Consider the following 16246-nt stretch of genomic DNA (forward strand, 5'->3'; position numbering starts at 1 on the left):
TCAGCTGACCTTCCCGAAGATCACGCTCGCATTGGTGCCGCCAAAACCGAAGCTGTTGGAGAGCGCATAGTCAATCTTGCGCGCGCGCTTGGCATTGGGCGCGAGGTCGATCGGCGTCTCGACCGCCGGGTTGTCGAGGTTGATGGTCGGCGGCGCGACCTGATCGCGGATCGCGAGGATCGAGAAGATCGCCTCGATGGCGCCGGCGGCGCCGAGCAGGTGGCCGGTGGCCGACTTGGTCGACGACATGGTGACATTGCCGGCGTGATCGCCGAGCAGCTTTTCGACCGCGCCGAGTTCGATGGTGTCGGCCATGGTCGAGGTGCCATGGGCGTTGATGTAGTCGATCTGGCCCGGCTCGAGGCTCGCCGACTTCAGCGCCGCGCTCATCGAGCGCAGGGCGCCGTCGCCGTCCTCGGACGGGGCGGTGATGTGGTAGGCGTCGCCCGAAAGGCCGTAGCCGATCACCTCGGCGTAGATCTTCGCGCCGCGTGCCTTGGCGTGCTCGTATTCTTCCAGAACCACGATGCCCGCGCCCTCGCCCATGACAAAGCCGTCACGGTCGGCGTCATAGGGACGGCTGGCCTTGGTCGGATCGTCGGCACGCTTGGTCGACAGCGCCTTGCAGGCGTTGAAGCCGGCGATGCCGATCTTGCAGATCGCCGCCTCGGCGCCGCCCGCGACCATCACGTCGGCATCGCCGTACTTGATGAGGCGCATCGCGTCGCCGATGGCATGCGCGCCGGTCGAGCAGGCGGTGACCACCGAGTGGTTCGGTCCCTTGAAGCCGTATTTGATCGAAACCTGACCCGAGATCAGGTTGATCAGCGCGCCCGGCACAAAGAAGGGCGACACGCGACGCGGGCCTTTTTCCTGCATCATGACGGCGGTGTTGGCGATCGAGTTGAGCCCGCCGATGCCCGAGCCGATCAGAACGCCGGTGCGCTCCTGGTCTTCCTTTTCGGTCGGCAGCCAGCCGGAATCCTCTACGGCCTGCTGCGCGGCGGCCATGCCGAAGAGGATGAAGGTGTCGACCTTGCGCTGTTCCTTCGGCTCCATGTATGTGTCGGCATTGAAGGTGCCGTCAGAGCCGTCGCCCAGCGGCACTTCGCAGGCGTAGGTGGTGGTCAGTCCCTCAGTGTCGAAGCCCTTGATCGGCCCGGCGCCCGATTGCCCGTCCAGAATACGTTCCCAGCTTTTCTCGACCCCATCCGCCAGCGGCGTGACAAGCCCCAGCCCGGTAACCACAACGCGACGCATTGCTCTGCCTCTCTATCAAGTTCCCAATGTTGACGCCGCTCATACCGCGCGGGCGGCTTGCTCGGCAAGCATAACGGTTAATTTCGGTCTGGGTTTAGACCCGGAATGCCCTCAGGCCCAGTCTGCGCCGAGATCCGCCTGCGCCCGGTCGATCCAATGCTCGCGCAGCCAGTCGCAGGGTTTGGAATGGCGGATGAAGCTTCCGTTATAGCCCTCGAGCGCCTCGGACATCTTGGGATGGCCGTGGAAACAGACCACGCGGGCATCCTCGGGGAGGCGCGGCGCATGCAGCCAATTGCCCGGGAACGGGTTGCAGTCATACTTGAACGAAACGACCCAAGGGTCCGGAATATATGTGAAAACTCCGCGATCCATCGCCTTGTGCGAGGTGTAGCGCTGTTCCGATCCGCGGGCTTTCTCGACCTCGGCATAGGCGTTCGCCGCAAGGTCCTCGTAGAGAAACCCGTGCCGCGCCGGATCGAAGCGGAACACCGAGCCGTGGCCGGTGGGCCGTCCCTTGCGCTTTTCGGTCCAGTCGTGGCGCATGGCGATGGTGCCCGGCGCAAGATCGTGGAGCTCGCCCAGCGGGCCTGTGATCACGACATCGAGATCGAAGCCCAGCACCGGCCCGTCGAGGTCGGGCACGAGCCCGGGGCGGAACAGCGACACCTTGCGCATCGCGCCCTGTCGGTTGGCCACGGCAAGCGCTGCGGCCATGGGCTCGGCGAAAGGTTCCACCGGCAGGTCGATGATTTCGATATCCGGGTGCAGCCCCTCGGCGTGCTCGGTCATGCAGAAGAAACGCACCGGGCGGTCCATGTGGCGGCGCACGCCGGAATACAGCCGGTTGACGTATTCCGGGCCAAAGGCGGTGCCCCATTTGATGCAGAAGATATTGGCGCGCATGATGCTCTCCGGGTCGGTCTTGCCTGCGCTTTAGACCAAAGCGCGGGCAAGTGCCAACCTCTCGCGGGAAAAGTCGCTGTCGCCGCTAGTGCACCGAGTGGCGGATTCGCCGGACGCCCGCCCAGACCAGCAGCGCCACGGGCACCACGGCCAGAGCCGTGAGCGTGCCTTTCGAGACCCCCACCGCCTCGGAAACCGGGTAGAGCAGATACCCCACCAGCGAGACGGCATAATAGGAAATCGCCACCACCGAGAGCCCTTCGACCGTGGTCTGCAATTGCAGCTGCTGGTCGGCGCGGCGGTCGAGGCTGGCGAGGATTTCCTGGTTTTGCGCCGAGCGCTTGACCTCGACGCTGGTGCGCAGAAGCTCGCCCGCCCGCATCGCCCGCGCCGACATCTCTGCCAGCCGCTTCTCGCTGCTCTTGACGGTCCGCATGGCCGGATCAAAGCGCCGCGCCATGAACTCGCGGAAGGTCTGCCGCCCCTCGAAGCGCTCTTCCCGAAGCACCGAGATACGCTGGTTGACCAGCGCTTCGTAGGCGGCCGTGGCCGAAAGACGGAAGGCACTTTGCGCCTGTACCGTCTCGAGTTCTGCCGAGACCCCGAGCAAGGCCCTCAGCACCTCTTCCTCGGGGGTGGCGCCACTGGTCATCTCGGTGGAAAGCCGGGTGAGATTTTCGTCGATCCGCGTCAGATCGGTGCGGATCGCGCTGACCCGGGTAAAGCCGAGCATGGCCATGGTCTTGTAGACCTCGATCTCGCAGATCCGCTGCACGACGCGCCCCACCCGCTGCGCGCCGGTGGTCTCGCTGGAGAAGACGGCGAAGCGCTGGTGTCCCGCCGGGTCGATATGGAAATCCCCCGCCGCCACCAGCGCATCGTCGAGCATGGAACTCACCGCGACGCTGTCGGTGACGAACCAGTCGGCGAGGTCGGACTTGATCCGCGCGGGATCGGCCGGACGCTCGACGATGCGGATCATCGCCGAGGTCATCCGAACGCCGGGCATCGCCGCGAGCCAGTCCTCCGGAAAGACGCCGAAGTCGCGCGGATCGAAGGGCACGTCGCCGAGTCCCGGCAGGAAGGCGGTGTAGGTGACGAACTCGGTGTGCAGCTCCCACTTGATCTCGGCCTTGCCGATCCGCCCGGCGTAGTGCCGCGCATCGGGCTTCGGATGCTGCGCGCCATGACGGTCGAGCAGCTCGATCAGATGCGCGATGTCCTCGTCGCGATCGCGCGAGGCGGCATCATGCGGGCGTTTGACCGCAAGATAAACCGCCCGGCAGGGCACGTCGAGCGAGGGGAAAGGACGGGCATGAAGCTCGTTGGCAAGCTCGTAGCGCAGCGGGTGGTCTTTGATCGGCGGCATTGCTGTGGCTCCGGGATGGTGCGGCGACACTATCGCGCCCCAAGGTAATGTAAAGGAATTAATCCTTCTATATCAGGTAATTAAATGAATACATTCGTATACAACCTCAAGTGCCGCGGCGGTTCAGCCCCACCCACGGCGGGCCCGCAGCGGCTCGGGGACCGAGATCAGCAGGAGCACCGCGGCACAGATGGCAAAGAGCCAAGCCCCGACGCTGCCGAAGAGCACCGCGCCCAGCACGCCGCCCCCCGCGAAGCAAGCCAGCGTCAGGCTGTGCAGCCGCAGCTTCGCCAGCGTGTCACAGCGCGCGCCGATATTGGTGAAGAGCACCGCCAGCCCGATGCCGATGTCGGTCGCCATCCCCGAGACATGCGTCGTGCGCACCCGTGACCGCGAGATCATCGTCGTCACCGCGTTCTGCAGACCCATCACGAAGCTCAGCACGATGACCAGCAGCGCCTGCGGCGCGGCGGGCCAGATCAGGAGCAACGCTCCAAGGGCGAGGACCAGCATGCCCTCGACCGCGATGGCCTGCGCATAGATCCCCCGCCGCCCCCGCGCCTCGCCGGTCTGGATCGCCAGCGCCGCCAAGCCCGCGCCGAAGATGAAGGCCGCCACCAGCCCCAGGAAGGACAGCGCCAGCAGGACCGCGCCGCTTGCGAGGTGATCAGCGAAGGCCGAGATATTGCCGGTCATATTCGCGGTGAACGACCCCGCGATAAGAAAGCCGACCGCATTCAGTGCGCCCGAGACGGACGACAGCAGACCGGCTAGAAAAAGATCGATGACCCCGCTGCGATCATCCCCGACCCGGATCAGCATGTCTCACCCATTCCCCTCGTGACCTCGGGATCCTAGGACGCGCGGTGGCGGAGCGCAAAGACCTTGCGGCGGGTCAGCCTGACCGAAGGTCCTGCGCGACGTGGCCCCTGCCGCTGTTTCCCGGCATTTCCCGCTTCTGCAATGGCGTGGAATCTATCTGAATTACGTAGCAGTTACGGATACTTACACCCAGGAAGCTTTCCAGCTGCCTTCGCCCGCCCGAACCGCCCCTCGCGAGACCGGCTCCGAGGCAGCTCCAATTCCGCCCTGCGACAAAAAGTTGCAACCTGAATACCAGGAACGGCGTCGCAAATTTACGCCACTCCATATATCAATTCACATTCCTCCAAATTAATATGGACAGCCCCTCGGTCAGGCTCAATTCTAATATGGTAAGCTAGTTTGTGTTTTCTGTGCCTCGGGTTTTGTTGCATGGCCATATTAAAGATTTTGCCGCTCCTGTTCATGTTTGCGGCCTCCTTCGTCGAAGCGAAGGATATCGACCTCCTGCTTTTTGACGCGGACACGCAGACCAGATTTGCTGGCTGCCTGACGTGCGCCCCGCAGGAACCGGACTCCATTTGCAACGAGACGGGCAGCTATGGCTCGCGCCACCTGTCGAAAAGCCTCTGGAACATCCATGGCCCCTTCGGCTCGAAATACAGCCCGGACAGTCCCTGGAACGCGAAAGGCGCCGGGCTTGTCGTGGTCGACGCGACCGGGACGGTATTTGGGGCTTTTTCGCGCAATCCGCTGTCGCATGGCGACCAGCCGCCGATGTCCAGCGTCCGCTATATGATCACGCTTTACGACAGATATACCGACCTATCCATCGTGAGAGATCTCGTCTGCGAAAGATAATAGTCGCGCCCCTGCCAATTAACCGCCTGTGACGTTCGCGGGTCTATTGGTCCCGCAGCGAATTGCAGGGGATATCGGGTGCCTCCCTGTGGCTGGCAGGCCAAAGGAGCTGGCAAAAGAAAAGGGGGCGCGGCCTTTCGGCCCCGCCCCTCCCTGTCTTTCGAAATCGCTGCCCGGCGCTTCAGCCGTTGGCGAGTTTCGCCTCGCGGGCGGCGCGCAGGCGCGCGAAGTCGTCGCCGGCGTGGTAGCTCGAGCGGGTCAGCGGCGTCGCCGAGACCATCAGGAACCCCTTGCCGAAGGCCGCCTTCTCGTAGGAGGCGAATTCGTCCGGGGTGACGAAGCGGTCCACCCGGTGGTGCTTTGGCGTCGGCTGCAGGTATTGGCCGATGGTCAGGAAGTCGATGTCGGCGGCGCGCATGTCGTCCATCACCTGCACGACCTGCTGACGCTCCTCGCCAAGGCCGACCATGATGCCGGACTTGGTGAAGATATGCGGGTCCATCTCCTTGACCCGCTGCAGCAGGCGCAGCGAGTGGAAGTAACGCGCGCCGGGGCGCACGGTGGGATAGAGGCCGGGCACGGTCTCGAGGTTGTGGTTGAACACGTCGGGGCGCGCCGCGACTACGGTCTCCAGCGCGCCGGGCTTGGACTTGAGGAAGTCGGGCGTCAGGATTTCGATGGTGGTCTCGGGCGAGCGGTGCCGGATCGCGCGGATGGTCTGGGCGAAATGCTCGGCCCCGCCGTCGTCGAGATCGTCGCGGTCCACCGAGGTGATCACCACGTGGTTCAGGCCCAGTTTGGCAACCGAGTCGGCAACCCGGCCGGGCTCGAAGACGTCGAGCGTCTCGGGACGGCCGGTCGCGATGTTGCAGAAGGTGCAGCCACGGGTGCAGATATCGCCCATGATCATCATGGTCGCGTGGCCCTGGCTCCAGCACTCGCCCACGTTGGGGCAGCCGGCCTCTTCGCAGACGGTGACGAGCTTGTTCTCGCGCATGATGCGGCGGGTTTCGTTGTAGCCCGCGCCGCCGGGCGCCTTGACGCGAATCCAGTCCGGTTTCTTGGGCTGGGCATTGTCGGGACGATGCGCCTTCTCCGGATGGCGCTGCGCCGGGATCTTCAGGTCTCGCAAAGCGTTTCCCCCGCGATGTGGGTCAGGTTGCCCCGGAGGATAGACCTCTTCCGCGAGAGGTTCCAGCCCCGCCCCCGGTTCGGTCCCGCCGCCGGGACTGCACGTATCGCCGCCTCCCCTACGCCGATCCTGCGCAAAGCGCAATCGGCGGGCAGGCCGCGGCCATTCCGGGCCCGCCAGCGCCGCAACCCCAGGCTTCTGCTTGCGCCCGCCGCTCGGCCCTCCTATCCCCACCTCAAGGGAAGAGACCCGACTTTGATTGTTTCTGAAAGGACACCAGAATGAGAACCGGCGTTGCGCTGCCCAATGTCACCTTCCGTACCCGCGTCCGCGACGAGTCCCTCGAAGGCCCGAACCCCTTCCGCTGGCAGGACATGACCACGGCGGATTACTTCAAGGGCAAGCGGGTGATCCTCTTCTCGCTGCCGGGCGCCTTCACCCCGACCTGCTCGACCTACCAGCTGCCGGGCTTCGAAAAGAACGCCGAGACCTTCCGCGCGCAGGGCATCGACGAGATCTACTGCATGTCGGTCAACGACAGCTTCGTGATGAACCAATGGGCGAAATCGCAGAACCTCGATGCGGTCAAGGTGATCCCCGACGGCTCGGGCGAGTTCACCCGCCGCATCGGCATGCTGGTGAACAAGGACAACCTGGGCTTTGGCATGCGCTCCTGGCGCTATGCGGCGATCATCGACGACGGCGTGGTCGAGGCATGGTTCGAAGAGCCCGGCCTGTGCGACAACCACGGCGAGGATCCCTACGGCGTGTCGAGCCCGGAAAACCTGCTGGAGTACCTGGCGAACGCAAAGAGCGAAGCGGCGGCGTAAGCCCTTCGCCGAAGCGATGCGGAAAGCGGGCCATTGCGGCCCGCTTTTTCATTTTGGGCTGCACCCGCCCGGTCCAGCCCAGCCCCGCCCGACCCCAGGTCAAAGCCATCGGGCGCGCGGATTCATCCCGAGATGCGCACCAGGTGATTGTCCCAGGCCACATCCGCCCGGCGCAGCGGCTTCGGCGTCTCGCCCTGCACCAGGATCAGCCCGCCGAGCCCGTCGCTGGCCATGTACCCGCCGTCGTGGGTTGCCAGCCCGCAAACATCCGTGCGCGACACCGCCCCGAGAAAATCTCCCGTCTCCGAAAAGCGGTGCATCCGCCCGCCGCGCGGCGAGGTGATGGCGATCTCGCGCCCTTCGCCGGCGAAGGCGACGCTGCCCGCGTAGCCCTTCATCACCAGCTCATCCTCGAGCGGCGCATCGCAGAGCACCGGCGCCTCGCCCCGGCGGTGCAGCCCCAGAAGCGGCGTCGCCGCCCCCGCCTCGCCCTGCCACTGCATGCAGAAGCCCACCAGCCCGTCGGGCCGCAGCGCAAGATGGCGGATCGAGTTCTGCTGCAGCTCGGGCGCGAGTTCGACCATCTCCAAGAGCGCGCCGTCAAGGCCCACGTAGGCGAGGTTCGGCTGCATCGTGTCGATGTTGAGCTGATTGCGGTCGAAGGCATCGGTCTGGATGCCGCCATTGGCGATGACGAGGCTCTGCCCGTCCGGCATCAGCCGCAGCTCATGCGGGCCAAGGCCATGGGTCGGGAAATCCGAGACCCGCCGGTAGCCGGCCTCCACGTCCCAGATGCCGACGCGCCCGGCGCTGCCCTCGGCCACCTGCTCGGAGGTGAAGAGCACCGTGCCGTCGGCGGAAAAGGCGCCGTGGCCGTTGAAGCTGTGGCCCTCGGGGGCACTCAGCTCGTGCAGCACTTCGCCCGACGTGCAGTCAATGACCAGCGCGTAGGTGCCCGGGCGGCGGGCAAAGCCCACGGCCTCGGCGCGGGTGGGATGGGCGCAGGCGGCATGGCCGCGCGCCGGCAGCGGCACGCGGAAGGCCTCCTCGCCGCCCTCGCGCAGGCCGATCAGCACGAAACTGCCGTCGGCCTGCTTTGCCGCCGCCAGATAGGTGGGGTCGCCCACCGCCGCCCAGCCGGTCGCGGGGGCGGCAGAGACGGCCAGAAGGCTGGCGATGAAAGAGCGCCGTGTTGTCATGTGATCAGTCCCCGTCGCCCGAATTGAAGCCCGGCTGGATGCCGAGCCGCGTGCCGATCTCGAGCTCCAGGGCATCGCTCAGCGCGCGCACCTGCTGCTGGAGGATCTCGACGTGCAGGCGCTCCGTCGGGTCGTCGACCTTCTGGAAGCTCGGATCCTCGACCCGCTGCGCCAGCTCGTACAGCCGCTCAAGCGCCGCCTTGCTCTGCGGAAGCTCCCAATCGGCAAGCGCGGCGGCCATGTCGTAGGCGCCCTGCGAATCCTGCAGCACGTTGCGCAGGCTGCGGCCCGAGCGCCAGGCCTCGGCGCGGGTCGGGCGCGGCCGCTCGAAGGTCCCGAGGGGCCGGCCAAGGCGTGTGTCGGCGGTGAACTCGAGCCCGGTGAGGATCTGCGTGTAGAGCGCCCGGATCGCTTCGTCCTCGGCCATGTAGGTGGCGTTGCCCTCCTGCCCGGCGGTGCGCAGCACGTCGGCGAACTGCCCCTCCCAGCCGGCATCCAGAGACGCCGCCTGACGGGCGAGATCGCGGGTCATGGTCTGCACCAGCGTGCAGGCATAGCTGCCCTTCTCGTAGTCCGAGAACTCCGGATCGTAGAGCATGTACTCCAGCGGGTAGAGCCCGCGCGCGGCGATCGAGACATCGCCGTAGGCCACCGGATCGCGGCCGATCTCTTCCTCGCCCGCGATCAGCCGCTTCAGCGTCTTGGGGGTGAAGCCGCGGCTGTCGGGCCAGAAGGCCACGGGCAGCGCCCCGGTCTCGGAAGGGCCTATGTGGATGTCGGCCACCGCGTTCCACATGTCGAAGGCATGCATCCAGAGGTCCTGCAGCGACGCGGCGGTGCAATCGGCCTGCGCCGCACCGGCGAGCGTTTCGGTGGCCTGCGCGAAGCCGGCGAAGGCGGGCAGGATATGCGCGCTCAGGGCCTCGGGCACACCGGCTCCGGCAGGGGCGGCAAGCGGCGCGGCAAGGGGCACCGCCAGCAGGGCGGCGCAAAGGGTCAGGCTGGTCTTCATTCACAAACTCTCCAGATACCGGATCAGCGCCGCGCGGTCCGCCGGCACCATGGAAACCACCTTGCCACGCTGCGTTTCGGCCTCGCCGCCATGCCAGAGGATCGCCTCCAGCAGGCTGCGGGCCCGTCCGTCGTGCAGATAGGTGGTGTGGCCGCTCACCCGCTGGGTGAGGCCAATGCCCCAGAGCGGCGCGGTGCGCCATTCGCGCCCCGTGGCGCGGCCCTCGGGGCGATGGTCCGCCAACCCCTCGCCCATGTCATGCAGCAGCATGTCGGAATAGGGCCAGATCAGTTGGAAGCTCTGCTCGGGCTGAGCGTCGAGCCTGTGGGTGACGAATTTCGGGGTGTGACAGGCGGGGCAGCCGGTCTCGTAGAAGACGCGCTTGCCCTCCAGCACTTGCGGGTCGTCCACGTCGCGCCGCGCCGGCACGCCGAGGTTGCGGCTGTAGAAGGTGACCAGCTCGAGCGCCGTGCTATCCGCCTCGAAGCCGCCGCGCTCGGGATCGTCGCCCCCCGGCGCCGCGCGGCAGGCGGTCTGTGCGGCGGTGCAATCGCCCCACTTGTCGGGATGCAGCGGCGTCGAGATGCCGATGTCGCTGGCAAAGGCTGCCGAGGATTGCTCGCGGATCGTCGCCATCCCCGCCTTGTGACCAAAGCGCCCAAGCATGGGGGCATCGTGCTCCAGCGACCAGACAATCGCGGCGCGGCCGGAAATGCCATCGCCATCCGCGTCCTCGGGGTCTGCCAGCGCGAGGATGTCCTGCGCCGGGATCGCCTCGAGCAGGCCAAGGCCGATCATCTGCGGCGCGACGCGCGGGCTGAGCATGGCCCCTTCGCCGAGCGGGCCATAGGCGAGATCACCCGCCGCGTAGCTGGGCACCCGCAGCGAGGCGCTCTCGCCGCCCGAAAGCGGCACCGGGCGTTCCTCGTAGCTCACCTCGAAGCGCGCCTCGCCGCCCTGTCCGACGGTGGCGAAATCCTGGATCTGGGTGCCGTAGACCGGGTCGGGGTCAGTGGCGATCCACTCGGCGATCCGCGGCATCTCGGCACCGGGATCGGCGGGCACCGAGACCCGCAGGAAGATCGACACCGCGCCGTCGTCCGGCCCCGCAGGCGGATGGCCGCGCCCGTCCTTCAAGTGGCAGTTCTGGCAGCCACGCGCGTTGTAGAGCGGCCCCAGCCCGTCCGACGCGCGGGTCGACGAGGGCGAGGACACCCAGAGCTTGCGAAAGAGCCCGTTGCCCACCTTGAACTCGAGCTCGCGGTCGAACTCCATGTTGCCCGAGGGCTGCGAAAAGGCCTCGGCACTGCGCAGAGGGCGCACGGTGGCCGCCCCTGCGGGCAGCTCCTCGAACTGCTCGGGGGCCGAGAAGTCCTGCGCCCAGGCGGTCACCGCGGCGATGCGCTTGCTCTCGTCCTCGGTGCGGGGAAGGATGTGAAGATGCAGGTCCTGCAGCCCGGGCGCTATCCCGTCAGCGGGTGAGCCCTCGGCAGCAAGGGACGCGCCGCCCGCGAGGGCGGCGCAGAGCGCGAGGCTACTCGGCTTCGTCCATCTTGGACGCGTTGAGAAGCGCATAGCGTTCTTCTCCGAGCTTTTCGTAGAGGTCCAACTGTGTCTCGAGGAAGTCGATATGCCCTTCCTCGTCCATCAGCAACTCCTCGAAGAGTTTCATCGTGACGTAGTCGCCGGCGGAATTGCAGTACTCGCGGGCTTCCTTGTAGAGCGCGCGGGCTTCTTGCTCGGCGGCGAGATCGGCCTCGAGCGTCTCCTTGGGAGTCTGGCCGATGCGCAGCGGGTCGAGCTTCTGCAGGTTGGGGTGACCGCCGAGGAAGATGATCCGGGTGATCAGCTTGTCCGCATGGTGCATCTCCTCGATGCTTTCCTCGCGGCTCTTCTTGGCCATGTGGCCAAGCCCCCAGTCCTCCTGCAGCCGGTAGTGCAGCCAGTACTGGCTGACCGCGGTGAGTTCAGAACGCAGTGCCTTGTTGAGGTACTCGATGACTTTCTCGTCGCCCTTCATAAGCGCCTTCCTGTGTTGATCTGCCTCCGCGCAGGTTGCGCAGGTGCATGGGTACCTCCAGATTGTCGTTGCGTCGCATGGTTTGCAAGAACAGCGGCATGCACCCCCCGCAATCGGCAGCTTTACCCAAGGCGTGGTAAATTTTTCCGGGCGTGATGATCGTCTGCGGGTCGGAGTGCCGCATCCAGTCGATCGCCGCATGTATGTCGCGATCCGAGATACCCATGCAGTGGCAGACGATCATCGTTCCGGTCCTTTTTACTGGAAGACGGAGGTGGGGCTGTCGAGGCTGTCGGACCCTTCGAACTCGATGCCCTCGAGCGCCAGAGAGGTCACGATGCGCTCAATGGTCCGGGTCTGGTCGATAAGACCGTTGACGCCGCCCATGATCAGCGCCTCGCCCTTCTCGTTGCCCGCCTCGAGCATCTGGTCATAGGCAAAGCCCTCTTCTTCGGCAGCGGTCTTGATCGCACCGAGCGCGGCCATCGTGGCGTCGAGCTTGGCCTTCATCTCGGCGTCGAGCTCCGGCGATGTCTCGGACACCAGATCGCTCAGCGACGCGCCCTCGACGGTGCTGCCGTCGACGCGGGTGTAGCTGCCGAGATAGACGTTCTGGATGCCCTTGCCGTCGTAGAAGTGCGAGTTGTGGGTGTTGTCCGAGAAGCAGTCATGCTCTTCCTCGGGGTCGTTGAGCATCAGCCCGAGGCGCATGCGCTCGCCCGCCTGCTCGCCGTAGGAAAGCGAGCCCATGCCGGTCAGCATTGCCACGATGCCCGCGTCGGCATCGGCGCTGACCTCTTCGCGCGCCGCGCCGCCCTCGGCCCAGTTCGCCGCCATTTCCTCGAGGTCCGAGACCAGCAGCTGGGTGACAGACGTAAGATAGGCCGCGCGGCGGTCGCAGTTGCCGCCGGTGCAGTCATCACCGACGACGTAGTCGGTATAGGGACGATCCCCAGCGCCCGGCTCGGTGCCGTTGAGGTCCTGTCCCCAGAGCAGGAACTCGATGGCATGATAGCCGCGCGCCACGTTGGTCTCGATGCCGTCCGCCTCGTTCAGCGTGTCGGCGATCAGCTCGGGCGTGATCAGCGACGCGTCGACTTCCTGACCCGCCAGCTCCAGCGTCGGGTTGGCGATCACATTGGAGGCCGCGAAGGGGTTTTCGTCCGAGGCACCGCCGTAGCTTTCGTCCACGTAGTCGATCAGACCCTCGTCCAGCGGCCAAGCGTTCACCTTGCCTTCCCACGCGTCGACGATCGGGTTGCCAAAGCGGAAGACCTCGGTCTGCTGGTAGGGGTTGCGCGCAGCCAGCCAGGCCTCGCGCGCGCCCGCCAGCGTGTCCTCGGACGGCGCGGCGATCAGCGCGGCTACCGCGTCCTGCAGCGCCTTGGCGGTGCTCAGGCTGTCCTCGTAACCGGCCTGCGCGATGTTCGCGTAGGTCTCGATGACAGCGGCCTTGTCGGTCGCGGCCAGCGCCGGAGCGGCGATGGTCAGCGCGAGTGCGGATGTGGTCAGGAATTTCATCTAGGTCTGTCCCCTCGTGGCTTTATTATTGGTGTTGCGGCTGGCGGCGACGTCTTACTTGGTCAGGATCAGCTTGCCCGCCTTGGTGATGCGCAGCGTGTAGACCTGCCCATCGAGTTCGATCTCGGCAAGGTTGCCGCTCTCGGTCAGCAGGCGCGCATCGTGACGCGGAATTACGGGTTGTGCTACGTCGGTTTTGAACCGGTCAATCATCATTGTCTCACTCCTCGTGCGGAACGCGCCTGCGGCTCGTCGCGCGAATTTTCCACGCGGTCGAGAAGCGCCTCGAGCGCCCCCTCCGCCGGCCAGAAGGCACCGAAGACCATGGCAAGAAGGTCGGCCCGCGCCGCGCAGGCCTCGGCCGCGGTCGAATACCCGATCTCGTGCTTCACGACGGCCCCTTCTCTTCCAGTGGCTTCGACTGTCGGCTCCCCCGGGCACCGGATCGTAATCGGCACGAGGTGGCTTGCTTGCGGACAAAACTGAGCAAATAGATCGGGTTTGTCAATCCGACAAATTTCGTCGGACATCACAAGTTCAGAAGTCCCGGCGAAATTGTACCCTGTTCGCGTTGCGGTCGCCGATGAGATGCGCAATCACTTGCGCAAAGGGGACATCATGGCCGACTTCCGCTTCATCCACGCCTCCGACCTTCACTTGGGCCGGCGCTTCGCCGCCATGCCCGAGGAGATCCGTCCGCATCTTGCCGAGGCACGCCACGGCGCGATCCCGCGGCTCGCGGGCGCCGCCCGCGCGGCGGGCGCGGCGCATGTGCTGATCGCCGGGGATCTCTTCGACACGCCCACCCCGAGCCCGCGGGTGCTCGTGCAGGCGCTCCATGCCTTCGGAGCCGAGGAAGACCTCACCTGGTGGGTGCTGCCCGGCAACCACGACAGCCTCGGGGCCGAGGCACTCTGGTCCGAGGTCGCCGCCCGCGCCCCCGCCAACCTGCGCCTGCTGGACACAGCCGAACCGATCGAGATGGCGCCCGGCGCCTGGCTGCTGCCCGCGCCCCTGCCTCGGAAGTTCCCGGGCTACGATCTCACCGCCTGGATGCCCGCCGCCGAGACACCCGAAGGCGCGCTGCGCATCGGTCTCGCGCATGGCGCCGTGCGCAGCTTCGACGAGGACGACGCCCGCGCCTCCGAGGTGATTCCGCCCGACCGGGCCGAGAGCGCCCGTCTGGACTACCTCGCGCTCGGCGACTGGCATGGGCAGATCGCCCTCGGCCCGCGCACCCGTTACTCCGGCACGCCCGAGCGCGACGGCTTCCGTCACGAGGGCCGCGGCGGTTGCCTTTCGATCACCCTCACCGGCCCCGGCGAGCCTCCCCGGATCGACTCCATCGAGACCGGCCTCTACCACTGGCAGGACATCGCCCTGCCGCTGCTGCCCGTTCAGGACGCGGCCCAGGCCCTGCACGACGCCCTGCCCGAGGGCCGTGCGGCCCGCCGCGACCACCTGCTGCGCCTGCGCGCCGAGGGTCGCACCACGCTCGCCGGGCGCGCCGCTCTGGAAGAGGCCGCCCGCGAGGTCGCCCCCGACTTCGGCTATTTCGAGCTCGACACGACCGCGCTTGGCACCGAGCACGAGCTGTCGGACCTTGATGCCATCGACCGCGCCGGAGCGCTGCGCATCGCCGCCGAGCGGCTGGCCGAGGCGGCCGAGGACACCGACGCCGCCGCGCGCGAGCGCGCCGTCGCCTCCGCAGCGCTGAACCGCCTCTACGGGCTGCTGCAGGAGGGCAAGACATGAAGCTGCTTTCGGTCACCCTCTCGGACGTCCGCCGCTTTGCCCGCCCGGTGACGGTGCAGGGCTTCGGCCCCGGTCTCAACGTGCTGTCCGCGCCCAACGAGGACGGCAAATCCACGCTCTTCGATGCGCTGCAGGCGCTGTTCTTTGTCCCGCACCGCAGCCGCGCTAAGGAAATCTCCGCGCTGCGCCCGCACGCAGGCGGCGCGCCCATGGTCTCTGCCGAGATCGAGGATGACGGCCGCCGCTACCGGCTCACCAAGCGCTGGCTCTCGCGCCCCATGGCAGAGGTCCACGAGGGCACCCGCCTCGTCGCCAAGGGCGAGGCGGCGGAAGAGTGGCTCTCGGCCCTCACCCAATCGCCCGAGGACGGGGGCCCCGCGGGGCTGCTCTGGGTGCGGCAAGGGCTTGTGGCGCTCGACCAGGGCGAGAGGCGCGAGCAGGACCATGCCCACAAGGCCCGGCGCGACCTTCTCTCCTCGGTTGCGGGCGAGGTCGAGGCGCTGACCGGCGGCCGCCGGATGGATCGCGCGCTGGCTCAGACCGAGGCCGCGCTTGCCGAGTTGGTCACCGCCTCGGGCAAACCCAAGGCGGGAGGGCCACTGAAGGCCGCCGAGGACGAGGTGGCGGAGCTGAGCGCCCGGCGCGACACGCTGACCGACACTGCACAGGCGCTGGAGCAGGCCATCGCCGACCGCCGCCGGCTGCGCAGCGAGCTTTCCGAGCTGCAGGACCCCGAGGCGCAGGCCGCCCGCGAGGCGCGGCTCACCGAGGCGCGCGCCGCCGCCGAGACCGCCCGCGCCTTTGCCGAGCGCCAGAAACGCGCCGCTGAACAGGTCGCCGCGCTCGAGGCGCGCCGCGACGCCGCCGCCGAGAGAGCCGTGGCGCTCACCCGCGCCCGCGCCGCCGTCGCCGAGGCCGAGACCCGGCTTGCGGGGCTTGTCGAGACAGAGGCAGAGGCCAGCGCGACCGCCACCGCCGCGAAGACAAAGCTGGCCGAGGCGACCACCACCCGCGACGCAGCCCGCGCCGCGCAGCGCGCCGCGCAGAAAGATCAGGCCGCCGCGCAGGAGGCGGCGCAGCAGGCGCGGGTGAAGGCCGAGCGCTCGGCGCTGGAAAAGCGCCTGACCGAGGCGCGCACCCTGGCGCAGGCCGAGCAGGCCGCGAACACCGCAGCGCAGCGCGGCCCGGACACAGCAGCGATGGAGTCGCTCGACCGCGCGCTGACCGAACTGCGCGTGCAAGAGGAACTCCACGCCCGCACCGCCCCCAAGCTGCGGCTTGACTACGCCCCCGGCGCTGCCGAGGTGCTGCTCGACGGCACGCCCCTGCCCGATGCCAGCGAGCGCCCCCTCGATGGACCCGCAACGCTCGAGCTGCCCGGCATCGGCCGCCTGTCGCTCGATCCCGGCGCCGCCGCGCAGACCGGCGCGCTGGACGAGGCGCGCGAGGCCCTGGCAGCCGCACTCGCCGCCACAGGCTGCGACAGTCCCGAGGGCGCGCGCGAGGCAGCCCGTGCCCGCCGCAGGGCGCAAGCCCAGCTGCAGGAAACCCGCGCCGCG

At 67.3% G+C, this 16246-nt stretch carries 16 protein-coding genes and 1 pseudogene; 4 read left to right on the forward strand and 13 right to left on the reverse strand.

From position 1 onward, the window contains the following. The 4 genes from fabF to G0Q01_RS02435 all read right to left on the reverse strand — a co-directional run bounded on the left by fabF (position 1) and on the right by G0Q01_RS02435 (position 4357). Entirely contained in the window at positions 1 to 1260 is a 1260-nt protein-coding gene (gene fabF / locus G0Q01_RS02420; RefSeq protein WP_164196577.1) for a beta-ketoacyl-ACP synthase II, read from the reverse strand. Positions 1261 to 1371: 111 nt separating this feature from the next. Then, a complete protein-coding gene (locus tag G0Q01_RS02425; protein WP_164212996.1) occupies positions 1372 to 2166 on the reverse strand; it encodes a glycosyl transferase in 795 nt (264 codons plus the stop codon). Positions 2167 to 2251: 85 nt separating this feature from the next. Beyond that, a complete protein-coding gene (locus tag G0Q01_RS02430) occupies positions 2252 to 3535 on the reverse strand; it encodes a DUF3422 family protein (RefSeq protein WP_164196578.1) in 1284 nt (427 codons plus the stop codon). A 123-nt stretch (positions 3536 to 3658) separates the two neighbouring features. Then, a complete protein-coding gene (locus G0Q01_RS02435; protein WP_164212997.1) occupies positions 3659 to 4357 on the reverse strand; it encodes a YoaK family protein in 699 nt (232 codons plus the stop codon). Between the two features lie 432 nt (positions 4358 to 4789). Here G0Q01_RS02435 and G0Q01_RS02440 point away from each other — a divergent pair, with 432 nt between their 5' ends. Next, positions 4790 to 5218 carry a hypothetical protein gene (locus G0Q01_RS02440; RefSeq protein ID WP_164196580.1) on the forward strand — a complete coding sequence of 143 codons (429 nt, stop codon included), beginning with the start codon at positions 4790 to 4792 and terminating at the stop codon, positions 5216 to 5218. A gap of 181 nt (positions 5219 to 5399) precedes the next feature. On the opposite strand, the gene lipA is transcribed toward G0Q01_RS02440, so the two are convergent. Further along, positions 5400 to 6350: a lipoyl synthase gene (gene lipA, locus G0Q01_RS02445; protein WP_164212998.1), complete on the reverse strand. Its 951-nt coding sequence runs from the start codon at positions 6348 to 6350 to the stop codon at positions 5400 to 5402. A gap of 281 nt (positions 6351 to 6631) precedes the next feature. Here lipA and G0Q01_RS02450 point away from each other — a divergent pair, with 281 nt between their 5' ends. Further along, positions 6632 to 7180, forward strand: coding sequence for a peroxiredoxin (locus G0Q01_RS02450; RefSeq protein WP_108965190.1), 549 nt, complete (start codon positions 6632 to 6634; stop codon positions 7178 to 7180). Between the two features lie 122 nt (positions 7181 to 7302). Here G0Q01_RS02450 and G0Q01_RS02455 read toward each other — a convergent pair whose 3' ends face one another. The 8 genes from G0Q01_RS02455 to G0Q01_RS02490 are packed head-to-tail and all read right to left on the reverse strand — an operon-like array spanning position 7303 to position 13324. After that, on the reverse strand, positions 7303 to 8379 hold the full coding sequence (locus G0Q01_RS02455) for a DUF1513 domain-containing protein (protein WP_164196582.1): 1077 nt from the start codon (positions 8377 to 8379) through the stop codon (positions 7303 to 7305). 4 nt (positions 8380 to 8383) lie between these two features. Then, complete coding sequence (locus G0Q01_RS02460; protein WP_164196583.1) at positions 8384 to 9391, reverse strand: imelysin family protein; 1008 nt, start codon at positions 9389 to 9391, stop codon at positions 8384 to 8386. Next, positions 9392 to 10966 (reverse strand): di-heme oxidoredictase family protein, encoded by a 1575-nt coding sequence (locus G0Q01_RS02465; protein WP_164196584.1) that lies wholly within the window; start codon positions 10964 to 10966, stop codon positions 9392 to 9394. Further along, the gene (gene bfr, locus G0Q01_RS02470) at positions 10926 to 11411 is read right to left on the reverse strand and encodes a bacterioferritin (RefSeq protein WP_108965186.1); all 486 of its coding nucleotides are present in this window, start codon (positions 11409 to 11411) and stop codon (positions 10926 to 10928) included. The genes G0Q01_RS02465 and bfr overlap by 41 nt, the downstream gene beginning before the upstream one ends. Beyond that, the gene (locus G0Q01_RS02475) at positions 11359 to 11655 is read right to left on the reverse strand and encodes a bacterioferritin-associated ferredoxin (protein WP_108965185.1); all 297 of its coding nucleotides are present in this window, start codon (positions 11653 to 11655) and stop codon (positions 11359 to 11361) included. The genes bfr and G0Q01_RS02475 overlap by 53 nt, the downstream gene beginning before the upstream one ends. Positions 11656 to 11669: 14 nt before the next feature. Then, positions 11670 to 12932: an imelysin family protein gene (locus G0Q01_RS02480; protein WP_164196585.1), complete on the reverse strand. Its 1263-nt coding sequence runs from the start codon at positions 12930 to 12932 to the stop codon at positions 11670 to 11672. Between the two features lie 54 nt (positions 12933 to 12986). Further along, positions 12987 to 13145: a hemin uptake protein HemP gene (hemP, locus tag G0Q01_RS02485; RefSeq protein WP_370457288.1), complete on the reverse strand. Its 159-nt coding sequence runs from the start codon at positions 13143 to 13145 to the stop codon at positions 12987 to 12989. Further along, entirely contained in the window at positions 13145 to 13324 is a 180-nt protein-coding gene (locus G0Q01_RS02490; protein ID WP_164196586.1) for a hypothetical protein, read from the reverse strand. Before G0Q01_RS02490 ends, hemP begins: the two co-directional genes overlap by 1 nt. Before the next feature lie 226 nt (positions 13325 to 13550). Between G0Q01_RS02490 and G0Q01_RS02495 the strand changes: the two genes are divergently transcribed. Continuing rightward, entirely contained in the window at positions 13551 to 14687 is a 1137-nt protein-coding gene (locus G0Q01_RS02495; RefSeq protein WP_164196587.1) for a metallophosphoesterase, read from the forward strand. Continuing rightward, positions 14684 to 16246: pseudogene (locus tag G0Q01_RS02500) on the forward strand (chromosome segregation protein SMC); the annotation flags it as partial. The gene G0Q01_RS02495 and the pseudogene G0Q01_RS02500, both read left to right, overlap by 4 nt.

Origin of the sequence: Salipiger sp. PrR007, from assembly GCF_010499845.1 — a bacterium.
GTDB classification, from domain to species: Bacteria; Pseudomonadota; Alphaproteobacteria; order Rhodobacterales; family Rhodobacteraceae; genus Salipiger; species Salipiger pacificus_A.

Bases quoted from the DNA above. Each gene is read 5' to 3' on its own strand.
- fabF (WP_164196577.1), bottom strand. From the start codon at position 1,260: ATGCGTCGCGTTGTGGTTACCGGGCTGGGGCTTGTCACGCCGCTGGCG.
- G0Q01_RS02425 (WP_164212996.1), bottom strand. From the start codon at position 2,166: ATGCGCGCCAATATCTTCTGCATCAAATGGGGCACCGCCTTTGGCCCG.
- G0Q01_RS02430 (WP_164196578.1), bottom strand. From the start codon at position 3,535: ATGCCGCCGATCAAAGACCACCCGCTGCGCTACGAGCTTGCCAACGAG.
- G0Q01_RS02435 (WP_164212997.1), bottom strand. From the start codon at position 4,357: ATGCTGATCCGGGTCGGGGATGATCGCAGCGGGGTCATCGATCTTTTT.
- G0Q01_RS02440 (WP_164196580.1), top strand. From the start codon at position 4,790: ATGGCCATATTAAAGATTTTGCCGCTCCTGTTCATGTTTGCGGCCTCC.
- G0Q01_RS02450 (WP_108965190.1), top strand. From the start codon at position 6,632: ATGAGAACCGGCGTTGCGCTGCCCAATGTCACCTTCCGTACCCGCGTC.
- G0Q01_RS02455 (WP_164196582.1), bottom strand. From the start codon at position 8,379: ATGACAACACGGCGCTCTTTCATCGCCAGCCTTCTGGCCGTCTCTGCC.
- G0Q01_RS02460 (WP_164196583.1), bottom strand. From the start codon at position 9,391: ATGAAGACCAGCCTGACCCTTTGCGCCGCCCTGCTGGCGGTGCCCCTT.
- G0Q01_RS02465 (WP_164196584.1), bottom strand. From the start codon at position 10,966: ATGCGCTTCTCAACGCGTCCAAGATGGACGAAGCCGAGTAGCCTCGCG.
- bfr (WP_108965186.1), bottom strand. From the start codon at position 11,411: ATGAAGGGCGACGAGAAAGTCATCGAGTACCTCAACAAGGCACTGCGT.
- G0Q01_RS02475 (WP_108965185.1), bottom strand. From the start codon at position 11,655: ATGATCGTCTGCCACTGCATGGGTATCTCGGATCGCGACATACATGCG.
- G0Q01_RS02480 (WP_164196585.1), bottom strand. From the start codon at position 12,932: ATGAAATTCCTGACCACATCCGCACTCGCGCTGACCATCGCCGCTCCG.
- hemP (WP_370457288.1), bottom strand. From the start codon at position 13,145: ATGATTGACCGGTTCAAAACCGACGTAGCACAACCCGTAATTCCGCGT.
- G0Q01_RS02495 (WP_164196587.1), top strand. From the start codon at position 13,551: ATGGCCGACTTCCGCTTCATCCACGCCTCCGACCTTCACTTGGGCCGG.